This is a genomic window from Streptococcus moroccensis, assembly GCF_030812835.1.
Taxonomy (GTDB): Bacteria; Bacillota; Bacilli; order Lactobacillales; family Streptococcaceae; genus Streptococcus; species Streptococcus moroccensis.
In genome coordinates this window covers 15,113-31,056 of sequence record NZ_JAUSTM010000023.1, presented here as the reverse complement: position 1 = coordinate 31,056, position 15,944 = coordinate 15,113, and the positions used below count along the sequence as shown (strand labels likewise).

14 protein-coding genes are annotated in these 15,944 nt (G+C 43.0%); 10 read left to right on the top strand and 4 right to left on the bottom strand.

All coding sequences use genetic code 11. From position 1 onward, the window contains the following. Positions 1-134 precede the first annotated feature (134 nt). The 3 genes from J2S23_RS09495 to J2S23_RS09485 form a co-directional block, all read right to left on the bottom strand. On the bottom strand, positions 135-1,421 hold the full coding sequence (locus J2S23_RS09495; RefSeq protein WP_307122487.1) for a toxic anion resistance protein: 1,287 nt from the start codon (positions 1,419-1,421) through the stop codon (positions 135-137). Positions 1,422-1,436: 15 nt separating this feature from the next. Continuing rightward, complete coding sequence (locus J2S23_RS09490) at positions 1,437-2,264, bottom strand: hypothetical protein (protein WP_307122486.1); 828 nt, start codon at positions 2,262-2,264, stop codon at positions 1,437-1,439. 235 nt (positions 2,265-2,499) lie between these two features. Continuing rightward, positions 2,500-2,949 (bottom strand): universal stress protein, encoded by a 450-nt coding sequence (locus tag J2S23_RS09485; protein WP_307122485.1) that lies wholly within the window; start codon positions 2,947-2,949, stop codon positions 2,500-2,502. 555 nt (positions 2,950-3,504) lie between these two features. Here J2S23_RS09485 and J2S23_RS09480 point away from each other — a divergent pair. From J2S23_RS09480 to gatB, 6 genes are all read left to right on the top strand, one after another. Continuing rightward, positions 3,505-4,719 carry a pyridoxal phosphate-dependent aminotransferase gene (locus J2S23_RS09480; RefSeq protein WP_307122484.1) on the top strand — a complete coding sequence of 405 codons (1,215 nt, stop codon included), beginning with the start codon at positions 3,505-3,507 and terminating at the stop codon, positions 4,717-4,719. Between the two features lie 354 nt (positions 4,720-5,073). Further along, positions 5,074-5,862: a GTP-sensing pleiotropic transcriptional regulator CodY gene (codY, locus tag J2S23_RS09475; RefSeq protein ID WP_307122489.1), complete on the top strand. Its 789-nt coding sequence runs from the start codon at positions 5,074-5,076 to the stop codon at positions 5,860-5,862. A 1-nt stretch (position 5,863) separates the two neighbouring features. Further along, complete coding sequence (locus J2S23_RS09470) at positions 5,864-6,418, top strand: cysteine hydrolase family protein (protein ID WP_307122483.1); 555 nt, start codon at positions 5,864-5,866, stop codon at positions 6,416-6,418. A 261-nt stretch (positions 6,419-6,679) separates the two neighbouring features. Further along, positions 6,680-6,982 carry an Asp-tRNA(Asn)/Glu-tRNA(Gln) amidotransferase subunit GatC gene (gatC, locus tag J2S23_RS09465; protein WP_307122482.1) on the top strand — a complete coding sequence of 101 codons (303 nt, stop codon included), beginning with the start codon at positions 6,680-6,682 and terminating at the stop codon, positions 6,980-6,982. Next, on the top strand, positions 6,982-8,448 hold the full coding sequence (gene gatA, locus J2S23_RS09460) for an Asp-tRNA(Asn)/Glu-tRNA(Gln) amidotransferase subunit GatA (RefSeq protein WP_307122481.1): 1,467 nt from the start codon (positions 6,982-6,984) through the stop codon (positions 8,446-8,448). Before gatC ends, gatA begins: the two co-directional genes overlap by 1 nt. Continuing rightward, positions 8,448-9,881, top strand: coding sequence for an Asp-tRNA(Asn)/Glu-tRNA(Gln) amidotransferase subunit GatB (gene gatB / locus J2S23_RS09455; RefSeq protein WP_307122480.1), 1,434 nt, complete (start codon positions 8,448-8,450; stop codon positions 9,879-9,881). The genes gatA and gatB overlap by 1 nt, the downstream gene beginning before the upstream one ends. A 215-nt stretch (positions 9,882-10,096) precedes the next feature. On the opposite strand, the gene J2S23_RS09450 is transcribed toward gatB, so the two are convergent. Continuing rightward, the gene (locus J2S23_RS09450) at positions 10,097-10,579 is read right to left on the bottom strand and encodes an S-ribosylhomocysteine lyase (protein WP_307122479.1); all 483 of its coding nucleotides are present in this window, start codon (positions 10,577-10,579) and stop codon (positions 10,097-10,099) included. Positions 10,580-10,822: 243 nt separating this feature from the next. Here J2S23_RS09450 and J2S23_RS09445 point away from each other — a divergent pair, with 243 nt between their 5' ends. The 4 genes from J2S23_RS09445 (at position 10,823) to J2S23_RS09430 (ending at position 15,939) form a co-directional block, all read left to right on the top strand. Further along, the gene (locus J2S23_RS09445) at positions 10,823-12,430 is read left to right on the top strand and encodes a ribonuclease Y (RefSeq protein ID WP_307122478.1); all 1,608 of its coding nucleotides are present in this window, start codon (positions 10,823-10,825) and stop codon (positions 12,428-12,430) included. A gap of 78 nt (positions 12,431-12,508) precedes the next feature. Continuing rightward, positions 12,509-13,138, top strand: a complete 630-nt coding sequence (gene gmk, locus J2S23_RS09440; protein WP_307122477.1) for a guanylate kinase — start codon at positions 12,509-12,511, stop codon at positions 13,136-13,138. Positions 13,139-13,171: 33 nt separating this feature from the next. Next, positions 13,172-13,486, top strand: coding sequence for a DNA-directed RNA polymerase subunit omega (gene rpoZ, locus J2S23_RS09435; protein ID WP_307122476.1), 315 nt, complete (start codon positions 13,172-13,174; stop codon positions 13,484-13,486). 68 nt (positions 13,487-13,554) lie between these two features. After that, positions 13,555-15,939, top strand: coding sequence for a primosomal protein N' (locus J2S23_RS09430; protein WP_307122488.1), 2,385 nt, complete (start codon positions 13,555-13,557; stop codon positions 15,937-15,939). Positions 15,940-15,944: the final 5 nt, after the last annotated feature.

The following is a 15,944-nucleotide window of genomic DNA, read 5'->3' as shown; positions in this document are numbered from 1 at the left end:
TGAACAAAGTGAAAGCCAGCGTCTTTAGGCGCTGGCTGGTGATGTGGGCTTATAGCCCCTGTTCAAACCACCCGTTAGACGGGTGGTCATGATTTCTGGTTATGAATTCTGTGAGAAAACAAGCTAGTAGAGTCTTACTGCTCTGGTGTCACATCCTCAGGGGTTGCTTTTTCAAGATTTTCTTGGGTAGCTTTGCCTTCTTCAAGAAGAGCTTCTACAATTTTACGGTCACGAATCATGACAGAATCATTGATAGCCTGAGCGGATTTGACAATAGCCGTCTCCAGTTGTTGGCGCTGTGCACGACCGTTGTTAATAGCCTGGATAATACCTTCGTTTTGTGCCACCAAGCTTTCTGCTAATTTCGTGACGGTTTCGATAGCCATGGTAGGGCGTTGTGCGGTCGCTTCCATGCGCGGAATGGCTTCCTTGCTGGTTTCAGCTAACATCTGAAGGGCAGCATTGTTAGCATTGATGATGGCGTCAGCAGTCACTTCAGCTTTGACAGATTGTTGCAACATTCCTAGCTGAGCAATGGATAGCTTCATGGTCGGAATGGTATTGCGACGGATCATGCCCAATTTTTGTTTCATGTCAGAAGAAACCTTGACCAAGTTACGCATTTGAGGAGTTGTTGCCCAGGCAACATAGAGACGACTGATGTACTCAGTGCGTTGTTGTTCCAAGGAATTGACGACTTCAGTGATGCGCATCATCTCTTCATTTTTGACTTGGTAATCGACAGATGTAGGATCCAGTTGACTGAGTTCATTTTGAACCTTGTTAGCGCGCTGGCTAGCTTCGCGGCCACTGGCTTCCACAAAGGCAATAACACCAACTAAGTTTTCAATGGAATTGGTATTTTCCTCAATCAATAGCTCCGCTGAGACAATATTCCGAGAAAGAGTGTCTTCATTTTTAGCGACACTAGCAGCCAAGCTGTCCATACGGTTTTCGATTGACTGCGCTTCAAAGTAGAAATCCTGAATGCTGTTCTTGCTTTGGTTAAAGAGTTTCTGAAGAAGGTTTGGTTTCTTTTCTAACTCAGCAGCATCAGCAACGTTCTTGTACTTTGCCACAAATCCATTCAGTTCGCGGTTAGTGTTGAGTAACATTTCATCGACTTGTGGAATCTGAATGTTTTTTTGTTCTTTGAGGATGTGATTGACGGTTTTATTGACGTCTTCAACAGCTTCTTTACCAAAGTCTAAAAGACTATTTTGATTCTCAACGAAGGTGTCCACTAGTGCTGGTACACGACTAGAAATAGCGTTTTTTTGCTCGTCTGTTAATTTATCAAAAAAGGACAGGTTATCAGCAGTCCCTTCCGTGGTTTGCTGAATGAGCTCAGTCGTTTTATCCGTAGGGACAGTTGCTGAGTTAGCGATTTTATCAATATCAAAATTAAATTCTGTTGACATAAAAACTCCTTATTATTAATTGTCGTTTTGTAGCATGCGAAGACTGATCTCAAAATTCATCATGTCATTTTCGTTAATTTGGCGAAGAGTTTGGGTGAGAATTTGTTGACCATTTTCCAAGGACTGTTTAGCCCGATCAAGTCTTTCTTGAGCTTTGAAATACTGACTCGGATCTTCCTTGATTTTGATGTAGCCATCCAAAACATCATTGAAATTACGCATATTACTATGATGTATGGCAAGCAACTCATTTTTATTAGGTAACTCAGATTCCTTTAGCTTGGCGACGATTTGTTCGTTGCTTTTAGCTAAGGAAGTGTAAACTTCTAATACTTCTGGAGCTACCTGCTGGATATAACGCACTCTAGTGAGTGTTTCACTTGCTTTTTCATCAGCCGCCTGGTAGATGTAATCAGCATTGTCGTACTGCTCTTTAGGCCTGAGTTTAGCTGTGACGCGTTCGGCATCAGGAAAAATATCTTCCACTAAGCTAAGAACACCATCTGTAACGTCAGTTAGAAAGTTTCCTTTAGGCTGTAGGGCAGAAGCTATATGAATCATACTGACAGCTTCTTGATAGCTTTGAGGGGACATTTTGTCTCCGTGTCGGTCGATTAAGTCGCTTAGTTCTTTAGAATCTTGGTTCAGTTTTTTGTAAAGTTTTGGGTATTGTCCGAGTTCATTCGATTGTTTAAGGTTTCGAACATAATCAAGGCCAAGTCTAAGATTGACCGATAAGAGCTCTATCTTTTTGAGGTCAGTTTTGGTTTTGTAGCGAATGCCGCCGACTACTGCAGCGATGGGCAAGGCTAGTGCAAGAAGAGTATATAAAAAATCCATCATCGTGTTTTAAATTGCGAGAAGTAAGTTCCCTTCCTCCTTCCCTTTCTATATCCTAAATTATACACTGAAATGGTACTGGAAACAAGTTTTTAACAAGATTTTAAGAAATGAAAAAGAATGGTGAGAGAAGCCAAAACTCAATGAATTCTTGACTTTCTCACCACTCTCAAGAACCGACTAAAGGTGGCTTTATATCACAAATGATGAGCGTCCTCAAAACGCGAGTAGGAAAACCTTAAATTTTATTTGGATCGCGTACGATAAGGAGATCGACACGTGCATTGCGCATGATGTATTCTGATGAAGAGCCGATAAGTAACCGTTCGAAACTATTAAGACCAGTCGCACCTAATAAGATTAAGTCAACTTTTTCGCGGTCTGGGATTTCTTTAGCTAGTAAAGGCCTTGGATCACCTAACTCTAAGACCGTTTTGACATGTTTTAGGCCTGCTTCAAGAGCGCGTGCTTCATATTTTTCGAGCTGAACTTTGGCTTCATTTTCAAGATTAACATAAACATTAGTATCAAACGCTGAATAAGTATGGAGAGCTCGATTGTCAATGACATGAGCAATCACTAACTGAGCTTGGTTACGCCAAGCAACGTTGATAGCTTTTTCAAAGGCCAACTCTGCTTCTGGTGAGCCGTCGACAGCGACCATGACACATTGATAAGTATTAAGCATAGAGAATTCCTCCTTTTATTAATTAGCTGGATTAAGAGATCAACTGAGAAAACTCAGGTGATTTTAAGGGGATGGAACGACTCCCATAACGATTTTTAAGTAATGGTAGGAAAGATAAGTTTTCTTGACCAAGACTTAAACATGTCAGGGATTCTTCCTTAAGTAGAGATAGTGTCAGATTTCGTGAAAGCAACTAGGAAGGTTTCCGCAATTCCATCAGTCGGATAATCCATTTATGAAGGATTCTGACGGGCGTTTACGAATTAACTTTCTAGGGTCTAGTTGTTTGAGAAACTGATATCATCTCCCTTTATAAGTCTATTGTAAACCTTTTTAGAAAAAATGTAAAGGTTTACAATATCGATTGTTTTTCAGTTCATAAAAAGACTGATGGTGAAACGGTATGGTTGTTCACTCATTCTTATCCCGTAGAAACTCAGGAATTTAATTGAAAGTTACAATCAATATGCGTATAAATTGATGATAATGTTTCCTTTTTAATTGTTTAATTTCTAAAATTGCGCTAAAATAAATAGCATATTTCTGGGAGGGCCTATGAAAACATTTAATAAATCTAGTAAACTTGACCATGTTGCTTACGATATCAGAGGGCCGGTTCTGGACGAAGCCAATCGGATGCGTGCCAACGGTGAAAAAATTCTCCGCTTGAATACAGGAAATCCAGCTGAATTTGGCTTTGCAGCACCAGATGAAGTCATTAGAGACCTGATTTCTAATGCGCGTAACTCGGAAGGCTATTCGGATTCCAAAGGCATTTTTCCAGCCCGTAAGGCTGTTATGCAGTATTATCAGCTTCAAGGTATTCAAAACATCGATGTTGAAGACATCTACATCGGAAATGGAGTCAGTGAGCTCATTTCCATGTCCATGCAAGCTCTTTTGGACGATGGAGATGAAGTCTTAGTGCCAATGCCAGACTACCCATTATGGACAGCTTGCATCAGCTTAGCTGGGGGGAATGCCGTTCACTATGTCTGTGATGAAGCAGCTAACTGGTATCCTGACTTAGACGATATCCGCTCTAAAATCACTAGCAATACAAAAGCTATTGTTCTCATCAATCCAAACAATCCAACAGGTGCTGTCTATCCTTTTGAAATCTTAGCTGAGATTGTTGAGATTGCCCGTCAACACGATTTGATTATCTTCTCTGATGAGGTATATGACCGCCTCTTGTTTGACGGTCGTCGTCATATTCCAGTAGCAACACTTTCTGATGATGTTTTAACCGTTACCATGTCAGGCTTATCAAAATCCCATCGTATTGCCGGTTTTCGCGTCGGTTGGATGATGATTTCTGGGGATAAAAAGCAGGCAAAAGGCTATATCGAAGGTCTCAACATGCTTTCGAATATGCGCCTTTGTTCCAATGTCCTAGCCCAACAAGTCGTTCAAACCTCTTTAGGAGGGCACCAATCAGCTGATCAATTGATTTTACCAGGCGGCCGTCTCTTTGAACAGCGCAATTTCATCTATAAAGCGATCAATGAGGTACCTGGACTATCAGCCGTTGAGCCCCAAGCTGGGATGTATATTTTCCCGAAAATTGATAGCCAAATGTACGACATTCCTAATGATGAACAGTTTGTGTTAAACTTTCTGAAGGAAGAAAAAGTCTTACTGACCCATGGTCGTGGGTTTAACATGGCTACGCCTGATCACTTCCGGATCGTTTTCTTACCCCGTGTTGATGAACTAGCGGAATTGCAGGAAAAACTCACTCGCCACCTGCACCAGTATAGACGATAAGCCAAATTCTAACATTTAGCCTGAAAAAAGTTGAAGCCTGAGAAGGAGTTGCTTCGGCTTTTTTTATGCTTTTAACATCAGTGAAATCGAAGAAGTCACCTCTGATACAGATTGTTCAGTAGAATTTAAAACAGATATAGGGCTTAATAGTCGTCCGTGTAATAAATTCTTCTAGGAGAATAAATATGAGATATGATTAGAAAAAAACCGAATAATAATACGCAAACGGTTATCAGTTGCAAGAAAAGTATGAAAATTATATTTCCTAAAAACAATAGGAAATTTTCTGATAATTATTTGCTACTTTCCTAGGAGTTTGTTATAATGAAGTTAATTAAAAACAAGGTGGAATTTATGACAACTCTATTAGAGAAAACACGCAGTATTACTGCCATTTTGAAACGTGCTGAAGAGCAACTCCAAAAGGAATTGCCTTACAATCCAATTTCTAAAGAATTAGCAGAAATCATTGATTGTAATGCCTGCATCATCAACAGTTCTGGTGAGATTTTAGGCTACTTTTTGAAGTATGAAACAAACAATGACCGTGTGGAAGAGTTTTTTGAGAGCAAACAGTTTCCTGAGAGTTATGTTCGTGCGGCATCAAAAATTTACGATACAGAAGCTAATTTGCCAGTTAACAGTGAGCTAGCGGCTTACCCAGAGGAGTCACAATCATCTTATCCAGATAGCGTGACGACGGTTGTTCCGATTCATGTCTCTGGAATTCGTTTTGGCTCTCTCATTACCTGGAGAAACGATGAACAATTCCATGATGATGACTTGATTTTGATTGAGATGGCTTCTACGGTTGTTGGCATTCAGTTATTAAACTTCCAACGTGAAAAGGACGAGGAAAGTATTCGTAAGCGCACAGCGGTTAACATGGCTGTCAATACCCTTTCTTACTCTGAAATGAAAGCTGTCTCTGCTATTTTACAAGAGTTAGACGGGAATGAAGGCCAATTAACAGCATCTGTGATTGCAGACCGTATCGGTATTACCCGCTCAGTTATCGTCAATGCTTTACGTAAGTTGGAGTCAGCTGGGATTATTGAAAGTCGTTCACTTGGCATGAAAGGGACTTATTTGAAAGTCTTGATCCCTGAAATTTTTGACGAAATCAAGAAACGAGACTACTAATATGACAGCTAAGGCATTGATTTCTATTGACTATACCTATGACTTTGTCGCAGATGACGGCAAGTTAACAGCTGGAAAGCCTGCTCAGGCCATCTCAGAACGTATTGCTGAGGTGACGCAAGCGGCTTTTAATCGTGGGGATTATGTCTTCTTTACCATTGACTTACATGAGGAAAAAGACCCCTTCCATCCTGAGAGTCGTCTCTTCCCGCCCCACAATATTAGGGGGACAGCAGGACGCGACCTTTTTGGACCCTTAGCTGATGTTTATGAGGCTATCAAGGAAGATACGCGTGTCTTTTGGATGGACAAGCGCCATTACTCTGCTTTTTCAGGGACTGACTTAGATGTTCGTCTCAGAGAGCGCGGTGTAAAAACAGTTGTCTTGACAGGCGTCTTATCAGATATCTGTGTCTTGCATACAGCCATTGATGCCTATAATTTGGGTTATGAGATAGAAGTCATTAGTTCAGCGGTGGCTTCCATTACGGAAGAAGCCCATGCTTTTGCGCTTAATCACTTTGAGCATGTTTTGGGGGCGACGATTTTACCATAAGAAGCTATCCAATGGATAGTCCAAAAGTTTGAGGCACCTTGTCTCAAACTTTTTTATTGATAATGATCACAGGAAACATACAAATATATCGCCGATAACCTTTCCTTTTACGCTCTTTAGCGGTGACTTGATAGGGTTACGAGATAGCATTTTCCTTGTTTTGGAAAGAGATTGGCCTTTAAAGATGTCACGTTTTCTTTAGCTAGGAAAAATTGGTCACAATATGGTAAAATAGACTATAAATTGTTTAAAGGAGCTAGCATGAAAATTTCTGAAGAAGAAGTACGCCATGTGGCAAAGCTGTCTAAACTCACCTTTTCAGATGAGGAAACAACAGCCTTTGCGACTAGTCTGACTAAAATTGTCGATATGGTGGAATTATTAAATGAAGTGGACACGACAGGTGTTCCTATTACAACAACCATGGCTGAGCGCGTCAACGTCATGCGTGACGATAAGGCGGAAGCTGGAACGGCTCGTGAGGACCTCTTCAAGAATGTGCCTGAGCATGAAAACAACCTGATCAAAGTACCGGCTATCTTAGAAGATGGAGGAGATGCTTAATGTCTTTTAATCATAAATCGATTGATGAGTTGCATGAGCTCCTCGTCAAAAAAGAAATCTCAGCAGTAGAATTAACCAAGGCGACCATAGAAGATGTCAAAGCGCGTGAAGACCAGGTTGGCTCTTTCATTACTGTGACTGAAAAAGAAGCCCTCGCACAGGCAGAAGCTCTTGATGCCAAAGGGATCGATGCAGACAATGTGATGAGCGGGATTCCTCTTGCCGTTAAGGATAACATCTCAACCAAGGGTATCATGACAACGGCAGCATCTAAAATGCTTCATAACTACGAGCCTATTTTTGATGCGACGGCGGTTGAAAAGCTTTATGCCAAGGATATGATTGTGATTGGTAAAACCAACATGGACGAGTTTGCCATGGGTGGTTCTACCGAAAACTCAGCTATGAAATTGACCAAAAATGCTTGGGATCAGTCTAAGGTTGCTGGTGGCTCATCTGGTGGCTCAGCGACAGCTGTGGCTGCTGGTCAGGTCCGCCTGTCTCTTGGTTCAGATACTGGTGGTTCTATCCGTCAGCCAGCAGCCTTTAATGGGGTTGTTGGGATGAAACCAACTTACGGGCGCGTGTCGCGTTTTGGTCTGATTGCCTTTGGTAGCTCGCTCGACCAGATTGGTCCCTTCTCCCAAACGGTTAAGGAAAACGCTCAGTTGCTCAATGTTATTGCTGGTCATGACGCCAAGGACTCAACTTCTTCAGTTCAGGAGTTGCCAGACTTTACCCAGTTGATTGGCCAAGACATCAAGGGAATGAAAATAGCCTTGCCTAAAGAATACATGGGCGAAGGAATTGATCCTAAAATCAAGGAACAAATCCTATCAGCAGCGAAGCATTTTGAAAGCCTCGGTGCGACTGTTGAAGAAGTTTCCCTACCGCATTCTAAATATGGAGTAGCTGTGTACTATATCATCGCTTCTTCAGAAGCGTCGTCTAACTTGCAACGCTTTGATGGTATTCGCTATGGTTTCCGGACAGAGGACTTTGACAACTTGGATGATGTCTATGTCAATACGCGAAGCCAAGGTTTTGGGGATGAGGTGAAACGCCGTATCATGCTAGGAACCTTTAGCTTGTCATCTGGCTACTACGATGCTTACTTCAAGAAGGCTGGTCAAGTTCGTACCTTGATTATTCAAGATTTTGAGAAAGTCTTTGCGGACTACGACCTTATCCTAGGGCCAACAGCACCGACTGTAGCTTATGGTCTTGGAACCTTGACTCACGATCCAGTGGCGATGTATTTAGCTGACCTCTTGACCATACCAGTCAATCTTGCAGGCCTTCCAGGCATTTCCATTCCAGCTGGCTTTGTAGACGGGCTACCAGTCGGACTCCAGTTGATCGGTCCTAAATACGCTGAAGATAGGATTTACCAAGTAGCTGCAGCCTTTGAAGCTACAACAGATTTCCATAAGCAACAGCCCGTGATTTTTGGAGGTAACGACTAATGAACTTTGAAACCATTATCGGACTTGAGGTCCATGTGGAGTTAAAGACAGACTCCAAAATCTTCTCCCCTTCTCCAGCTCACTTCGGAGAAGATGCTAACGCTAACACAAACATCATTGACTGGTCTTTCCCAGGTGTCTTGCCGGTCATGAACAAAGGCGTTATTGATTACGGGATCAAAGCAGCCTTGGCGCTCAATATGGCGATTCATAAGCGCATGCATTTTGATCGTAAAAACTATTTCTACCCTGATAATCCCAAGGCTTACCAGATTTCGCAATTTGACGAGCCAATCGGCTACGATGGTTGGATTGAGATTGAGCTTGAAGATGGCTCAACCAAGAAAATCCGCATCGAGCGCGCTCATCTGGAAGAAGATGCTGGGAAAAACACGCACGGGACAGATGGATACTCCTATGTCGACCTTAACCGCCAAGGGGTGCCCCTGATTGAGATTGTATCAGAAGCGGACATGCGCTCTCCTGAGGAAGCCTATGCATACTTGACAGCCCTTAAAGAAATTATTCAGTACACTGGAATTTCAGACGTCAAGATGGAAGAAGGCTCCATGCGTGTCGATGCCAACATCTCCCTTCGTCCCTACGGTCAAGAAGCTTTTGGGACAAAGACAGAGCTGAAAAATCTCAACTCCTTTAACTTTGTGCGTAAAGGTCTGGCCTACGAAGAGAAGCGTCAGGCAGAAATTCTTCGTAGCGGTGGGCAAATCCAGCAGGAAACCCGTCGTTACGATGAGACAACTGGTGAAACCATTCTCATGCGTGTCAAAGAAGGTTCGGCCGACTACCGTTATTTCCCAGAACCAGACCTGCCAATCTTTGAGATTGATGACAGCTGGATTGAGGAAGTGCGTAGCGAATTACCAGCCTTTCCAAAAGACCGCCGTGCCAAATATGTGGCAGAACTTGGTCTAACAGCCTATGATGCTGCCCAGTTAACAGCTACAAAAGCAACCTCTGATTTCTTTGAAGAAGCTGTCGCTCTTGGTGGCGATGCCAAGCAAGTCTCGAACTGGCTCCAAGGCGAAGTCGCTCAATACCTCAATGCTGAGCAAAAGACGCTTGAAGCCATCGGTTTAACGCCTGACAACTTGGTAGAGATGATTAGCTTGATTGCTGATGGGACTATTTCGTCTAAAATCGCTAAGAAAGTCTTTGTGCACCTGGCTAAAAACGGTGGTTCTGCCAAGGCTTATGTGGAGTCAGCTGGATTGGTTCAGATTTCTGACCCAGAGATCTTGATCCCAATCATCCACCAAGTCTTTGCGGACAATGAAGCCGCTGTCGCAGACTTTAAAGCAGGCAAACGCAATGCGGACAAGGCCTTTACAGGCTTCCTAATGAAAGCAACCAAAGGCCAAGCAAATCCACAAGTCGCTTTGCGCCTGTTAGCAGAAGAATTGGCTAAATTATAAAATCATATAAAGCTAGTTTATTGAAACGATCATTTTCTAACAATCAAAAAACGCTTGATCCTTTAACCGTTCTGGTTAGGGATCAAGCGTTTTTAAGGGCTCTTTATTCGAAACTCAAGCTTAGACATTGTTAACTGAATTCGAAACGATTAGTCTTATCTTAGCCACCTCAAGACATTAGCATAGCATTTAAAATTTAACGCAGGAAAGATTTCTTAGACAACCTTACGGTCAAAGGCATCGCTTGAAATTCCCTCAGATAAAATGAGTTTAGCCCATTCTTTAGCGGAGTGAAGGCTATGATCTTTGTAGTTTCCGCAGGATTCAATCGTTGTCCCTGGGACATCTTCCCAAGTTATTGCCTCCGCAATTTCTTGCAAACTGTCTTTGATGACATTGGCGATAGTGGTGCTATCATGTTGTCCCCACATGATCATGTGAAAGCCAGTCCGACAGCCAAATGGTGAACAATCAATCATGCCGTCAATTCTGGTTCGAATCAGCTTGGCTAACAAGTGCTCAATGGTATGGAGGCCGGCAGTGTCCATACTATTGTGATTAGGCTGGATGAGGCGGATATCATAGTTAGAGATGACGTCACCCTTTGGCCCATTTTCTTCACCAATCAAGCGAACATAGGGGGCTTTGACAATGGTATGGTCTAATTCAAAGCTCTCAACAATTACTTCTTTCGTCATTTGAATCACTCCTTTTTTTAGGTTACCATCATTATAGCATAGCTTGTAAATTTTCATTGTGAATTTGGTATAGTTATGGTATAATTTAATGGAATTTGTCAAAAATTCAATTACTTAGTTACTAAATAAAGGAAACGTAAGATTGATGCTGTCATAGCCTGTTGAGCAGAGGCCGTGACAAATGAATCTTGCGATTCTCTCTGTTTGGAAAATTATAAAATTTATTTAAAAAGAGGTAAAGACATGAACAATGTGATTATTGCTATTGTCTTTGCGCTTATTGGTTTAGCAATCGGTTTTTCACTGATTTCTTTGAAAATGAAGGCGTCAAAAGAAGCGGCCGAGCTGGCCCTTTTAAACGCTGAACAAGATGCCAACAACCGGAGGGCTCAAGCTGAACGACAGGCAGAAGAACTTGTCAAAACAGCTGAGCGTGAATCGGTTGCCTTTAAAAAAGAGGCGCAGCTTGAAGCGAAGGAAGAAGCGAGAAAATATCGAGAGGATATTGAAAAAGAATTTAAATCTGAACGCCAAGAGTTAAAACAAACTGAAAGCCGTTTGGCAGAACGTTCTGCAAATCTTGATCGTAAAGATGATAATTTAACCTCAAAAGAAAAAACACTCGAGAAAAAAGAGCAAAGTCTCGCAGACAAAACTAAACATATCGATGAGCGCGAAGCACAACTATCGGAGCTGGAAGCCCAAAAGGCTGCTGAGCTAGAGCGAGTCGCTCAGATGAGCCAAGATGAGGCACGGGAAATTATCCTGACGGATACACGTCAGGGCCTTGATCACGAGATTGCTGGCTTTATTAAAAATGCGGAGCTTGAGGCCAAAGAAAAATCAGATAAGATGGCTAAAGACCTCATCGTCCAAGCCATGCAACGGATTTCTGGAGATTACGTCACCGAGCAAACGGTTACCTCTATCCATCTTCCCGATGAAAACATGAAGGGGAGAATCATTGGCCGAGAAGGACGTAATATTCGTACCTTTGAAAGCCTCACAGGGATCGATGTAATCATTGATGACACCCCAGAAACAGTGATTTTATCTGGATTTGATCCCATTCGTCGTGAAATTGCTCGGATGACCATGGAAACCTTGCTTCAAGACGGTCGTATTCATCCTGCTCGGATTGAGGAGTTGGTTGAGAAAAAGCGCCTTGAAATGGAACAGCGGATTCGTGAGTATGGGGAAGAGGCAGCCTATGAGATTGGGGCGCCAAACCTGCATCCAGATCTTATTAAGATTATGGGTCGCCTGCATTTTCGTTCGTCTTATGGGCAAAATGTTTTGCGCCACTCTATCGAAGTTGGTAAATTGGCTGGCGTTATCGCTGGCGAACTCGGTGAGAATGTTGCACTTGCCCGTCGCGCTGGTTTCCTCCATGATGTCGGCAAAGCCCTTGACCGTGAGGTTGAAGGTAGCCACGTGGAAATTGGGATGGAATTGGCACGTAAATACAAAGAACATCAGGTTGTTGTCAATACCATTGCCAGCCACCATGGGGATGTTGAAGCTGAGTCAGTTATCGCCGTTATTGTAGCAGCAGCAGATGCTCTTAGTGCAGCGCGCCCTGGCGCTCGCAGCGAGTCGATGGAGAACTACATCAAACGTCTCCAAGACTTGGAAGAAATTGCGACTGGCTTTGAAGGCATTCACCAAGCCTACGCTTTACAGGCAGGTCGTGAAATCCGGGTGGTTGTTAAACCGAATATCGTCAAAGATGATAAAATTACTATCTTGGCCCATGATATCCGCCAGCAAATCGAGAAAAACCTCGAGTACCCTGGTAATATTAAGGTTACCGTCGTGCGTGAAACGCGTGCTGTGGATTATGCCAAATAGCCCAACCGATAGGAGAAAGCACTTGAAATCAGGTGCTTTTTCTGTTAAACTATAAGGAAAGTACTTAAGGGAGTTGACATGTCTGAGCGTGGATTATTGATTGTATTTTCTGGCCCATCTGGGGTCGGTAAAGGAACGGTTCGTAAAGAAATTTTCGAACACAAGGACAATAAATTTAAATACTCGGTGTCCATGACGACTCGTCCACAGCGTCCAGGCGAAGTGGATGGGGTTGATTACCACTTCAGAACTCGCGAAGAGTTTGAGGAGTTGATCCGTCAAGGTCAGATGTTGGAGTATGCAGAGTACGTTGGCAACTACTATGGTACACCTTTGAATTATGTTAATGAAACTTTAGACCAAGGGACTGATGTTTTCTTGGAAATTGAAGTTCAAGGGGCTCTTCAAGTCAAGTCCAAGGTTCCAGATGGTGTCTTCATCTTTCTGACACCCCCTGATTTGGAAGAGTTGCGTGACCGTTTAGTTGGTCGTGCGACAGACAGTGAAGAAGTGATCGATCAGCGCATTGCTCGCGCTAAGGAAGAAATTGCGCTTATGCGTGAGTATGATTACGCGGTTGTTAACGACGAAGTGCCTCTGGCTGCTGAACGTGTTCGACGCATCATTGAGGCTGAGCATTTTCGTGTAGAGCGGGTGATTGGTCGCTACGCTGATATGGCTCGAGCTCTCCCTGTTCAAGTTAAATAATTTATTAAGTAAATAGAAACGAGAAAAACCACTATGATGTTAAAACCGTCAATCGACACTCTTTTGGACCGCGTGCCTTCAAAATACTCTTTAGTTATTCTGGAAGCTAAACGTGCTCATGAATTGGAGGCTGGTGCAACACCAACTCAGTCCTTCAAATCTGTCAAGTCTACTCTTCGTGCCCTGGAAGAAATCGAATCGGGCAACGTTGTGATTCATCCAGATCCAGAAGCTAAGCGTGAATCTGTTCGTCGTCGCGCTGAGCAAGAACGTCTCCGCCGAGAAGAAGAAGAACGTAAGATTAAAGAACAAATTGCTAAAGAAAAAGAAGACGGCGAAAAAATATAAGAATACAATCGAGAGGGAGGCTAACCACCCTCTCGTTTTAACTAGATAGGAAGGGAAAAATGGTTGAGATAATGATTGCAAAGCTAGTCGTTGATGTACCACTCATGCAGACGGACCAGCCCTATTCTTATAGAGTTCCAAAAGAATTTGAAACCATCTTGGCTCCCGGTATGCGGGTCCATGTTCCATTTGGGAAAGCCAATCGCTTAGTCCAAGGGATTGTGTTGAGTGTTGATCATACAAAAGAAGCAGAAGGCCTGAAAGACATTATAGAAATTCTTGATGTGCGCCCTGTCCTTAATAGGGAACAACTGGCCTTGGCAGACCAGATGCGTGAGACGGTTTTTTCCTATAAGATTTCTATTTTGAAGGCCATGCTACCCAATCTGCTTAATTCTTCTTATGATAAGTTTTTACGTCCGACCGATCGCTTGACTGCTGATGAGCGAGCAGACCTTTTTGGCTCAGCTAATCAGATACGTTTTACAGACCTCAATCCTTCTAATCAAGCCAAGGTCTTGCGCTTAGCCCAAGATGAAAAAATTCTGGTCGAATACGTCGCAACAGACAAGCAGACTATAAAGACCGAGGCTTGGTATGAGGTTAATGAGGGAGCTCTTTTACATTATAATCCAGGTAATCGGGCCAAGAAACGCCAAGAGTTAAAAGCATTTTTAACGACTCACCCTGAACCGGGGAAATTGGGAACATTAAGGCAAGAGTATTCGTCTTCTGTTGTTAAATATTTCTTAGACAATGCTTTCATTACGGAAATTCAAAAAGAAGTCAGTCGCAGTCAGGGCTATTTTGAGAATGTCTCAAAAGAACAACCTTTACGCTTGAATACTGAGCAAGGCCAGGCGGTTGAAGCGATAACAGAAAGCATGGGAGAGGCAGCAAAAACCTTCTTACTTCAAGGGATTACGGGTTCGGGTAAAACAGAGGTCTATCTCCAAGTGATCGAGCAGGCCTTGCAAAAAGGGAAGACTGCTATCATGCTAGTCCCTGAGATTTCTTTAACACCTCAAGTCACCCATCGGTTTATCAGTCGATTTGGGGAACAAGTTGCCATCTTGCATTCAGGCCTTTCAGATGGGGAGAAGTATGATGAATGGCGTAAGATTGAAGCAGGCCAAGCCAAGGTCGTAGTTGGAGCACGATCTGCTATCTTTGCTCCCTTGCATCATATTGGCGCTATTATCATTGATGAAGAACATGAATCCTCTTATAAACAAGACAGTCATCCTCGTTACCACGCGCGTGATGTCGCTTTATTGCGGGCTAAATTCAATCAGGCCAGTTTAGTATTAGGGTCTGCAACACCAAGTCTTGAAACGAGAGCTAGGGCTGGCAAAGGCGTCTATCAGCGACTTGTCCTTAGCCATCGGGCTAATCCCCTAGCACAGGTGCCTGTTGTTCAGGTTGTGGATTTTAGGGATTATATCGGTGATACGGAAGGTGGAAATTTCACGTCTTACCTTTTGGACAAAATTCAGGAAAAACTTAGCCGTAAAGAACAGGTTGTTCTCTTGCTGAACCGTAGGGGATATTCTAGCTTTGTGATGTGTCGCGATTGTGGCACCGTAGACCAATGCCCTAACTGTGATATTTCCTTGACTCTTCACATGGACACTAAACGGATGCACTGTCACTATTGTGGTTTTACTAAAGCTATTCCTAATGTTTGTCCAAATTGCCAAAGCAAGTCTATTCGATACTACGGAACAGGAACGCAAAAGGCAGTTGATGAATTGCAAGAACTGCTTCCAGAAGCTCGTATTTTACGGATGGATGTCGATACAACCCGAGGCAAGGGGGCTCATGAAAAGTTATTAGATGCTTTTGGTCGGCAAGAAGCAGATATTTTATTAGGAACTCAAATGATAGCAAAAGGCTTGGACTTTCCTAATGTAACCCTGGTGGGCGTGTTAAACGCAGATACTGCCTTGCACCTTCCTGATTTTCGAGCTTCAGAGCGAACCTTTCAGTTATTGACTCAGGTCGCGGGTCGCGCGGGTCGCGCGGATAAGGCTGGAGAAGTCGTTATTCAGACCTATAATCCTGACCATTATGCCATTCGTTTTGCTAAGGACCAAGATTATGAAGGTTTTTACGCTTATGAGATGAAACTTCGCCATCAACTCTTATACCCTCCCTATGTCTATACAATAGCCGTTACCCTATCTCACCGAGATGAATCCTTTGTTGTGAAACAAGCTTATGAGGTCATGAGCCTTTTAAGGGGACAGCTCTCTGATCAAGTTGTTATACTGGGACCTACTCCAAAGCCGATTGCGCGAACCCATAACCTTTTTCATTATCAAATAATAGTTAAGTACCGCTTTGAGGAGCAGTTGAGCCAGGTGATGAATCGTGTTTTAGATTTTAGTCAGGAGCGAGACAATAAGAACCTCAAACTCAGTATCGACCATGAACCTCAGCATGTCATGTAAGCAAA

Excerpts from the sequence above, each read along its gene's own strand:
- J2S23_RS09495 (WP_307122487.1), bottom strand. The coding sequence starts at position 1,421 with ATGTCAACAGAATTTAATTTTGATATTGATAAAATCGCTAACTCAGCA.
- J2S23_RS09490 (WP_307122486.1), bottom strand. The coding sequence starts at position 2,264 with ATGATGGATTTTTTATATACTCTTCTTGCACTAGCCTTGCCCATCGCT.
- J2S23_RS09485 (WP_307122485.1), bottom strand. The coding sequence starts at position 2,949 with ATGCTTAATACTTATCAATGTGTCATGGTCGCTGTCGACGGCTCACCA.
- J2S23_RS09480 (WP_307122484.1), top strand. The coding sequence starts at position 3,505 with ATGAAAACATTTAATAAATCTAGTAAACTTGACCATGTTGCTTACGAT.
- codY (WP_307122489.1), top strand. The coding sequence starts at position 5,074 with ATGACAACTCTATTAGAGAAAACACGCAGTATTACTGCCATTTTGAAA.
- J2S23_RS09470 (WP_307122483.1), top strand. The coding sequence starts at position 5,864 with ATGACAGCTAAGGCATTGATTTCTATTGACTATACCTATGACTTTGTC.
- gatC (WP_307122482.1), top strand. The coding sequence starts at position 6,680 with ATGAAAATTTCTGAAGAAGAAGTACGCCATGTGGCAAAGCTGTCTAAA.
- gatA (WP_307122481.1), top strand. The coding sequence starts at position 6,982 with ATGTCTTTTAATCATAAATCGATTGATGAGTTGCATGAGCTCCTCGTC.
- gatB (WP_307122480.1), top strand. The coding sequence starts at position 8,448 with ATGAACTTTGAAACCATTATCGGACTTGAGGTCCATGTGGAGTTAAAG.
- J2S23_RS09450 (WP_307122479.1), bottom strand. The coding sequence starts at position 10,579 with ATGACGAAAGAAGTAATTGTTGAGAGCTTTGAATTAGACCATACCATT.
- J2S23_RS09445 (WP_307122478.1), top strand. The coding sequence starts at position 10,823 with ATGAACAATGTGATTATTGCTATTGTCTTTGCGCTTATTGGTTTAGCA.
- gmk (WP_307122477.1), top strand. The coding sequence starts at position 12,509 with ATGTCTGAGCGTGGATTATTGATTGTATTTTCTGGCCCATCTGGGGTC.
- rpoZ (WP_307122476.1), top strand. The coding sequence starts at position 13,172 with ATGATGTTAAAACCGTCAATCGACACTCTTTTGGACCGCGTGCCTTCA.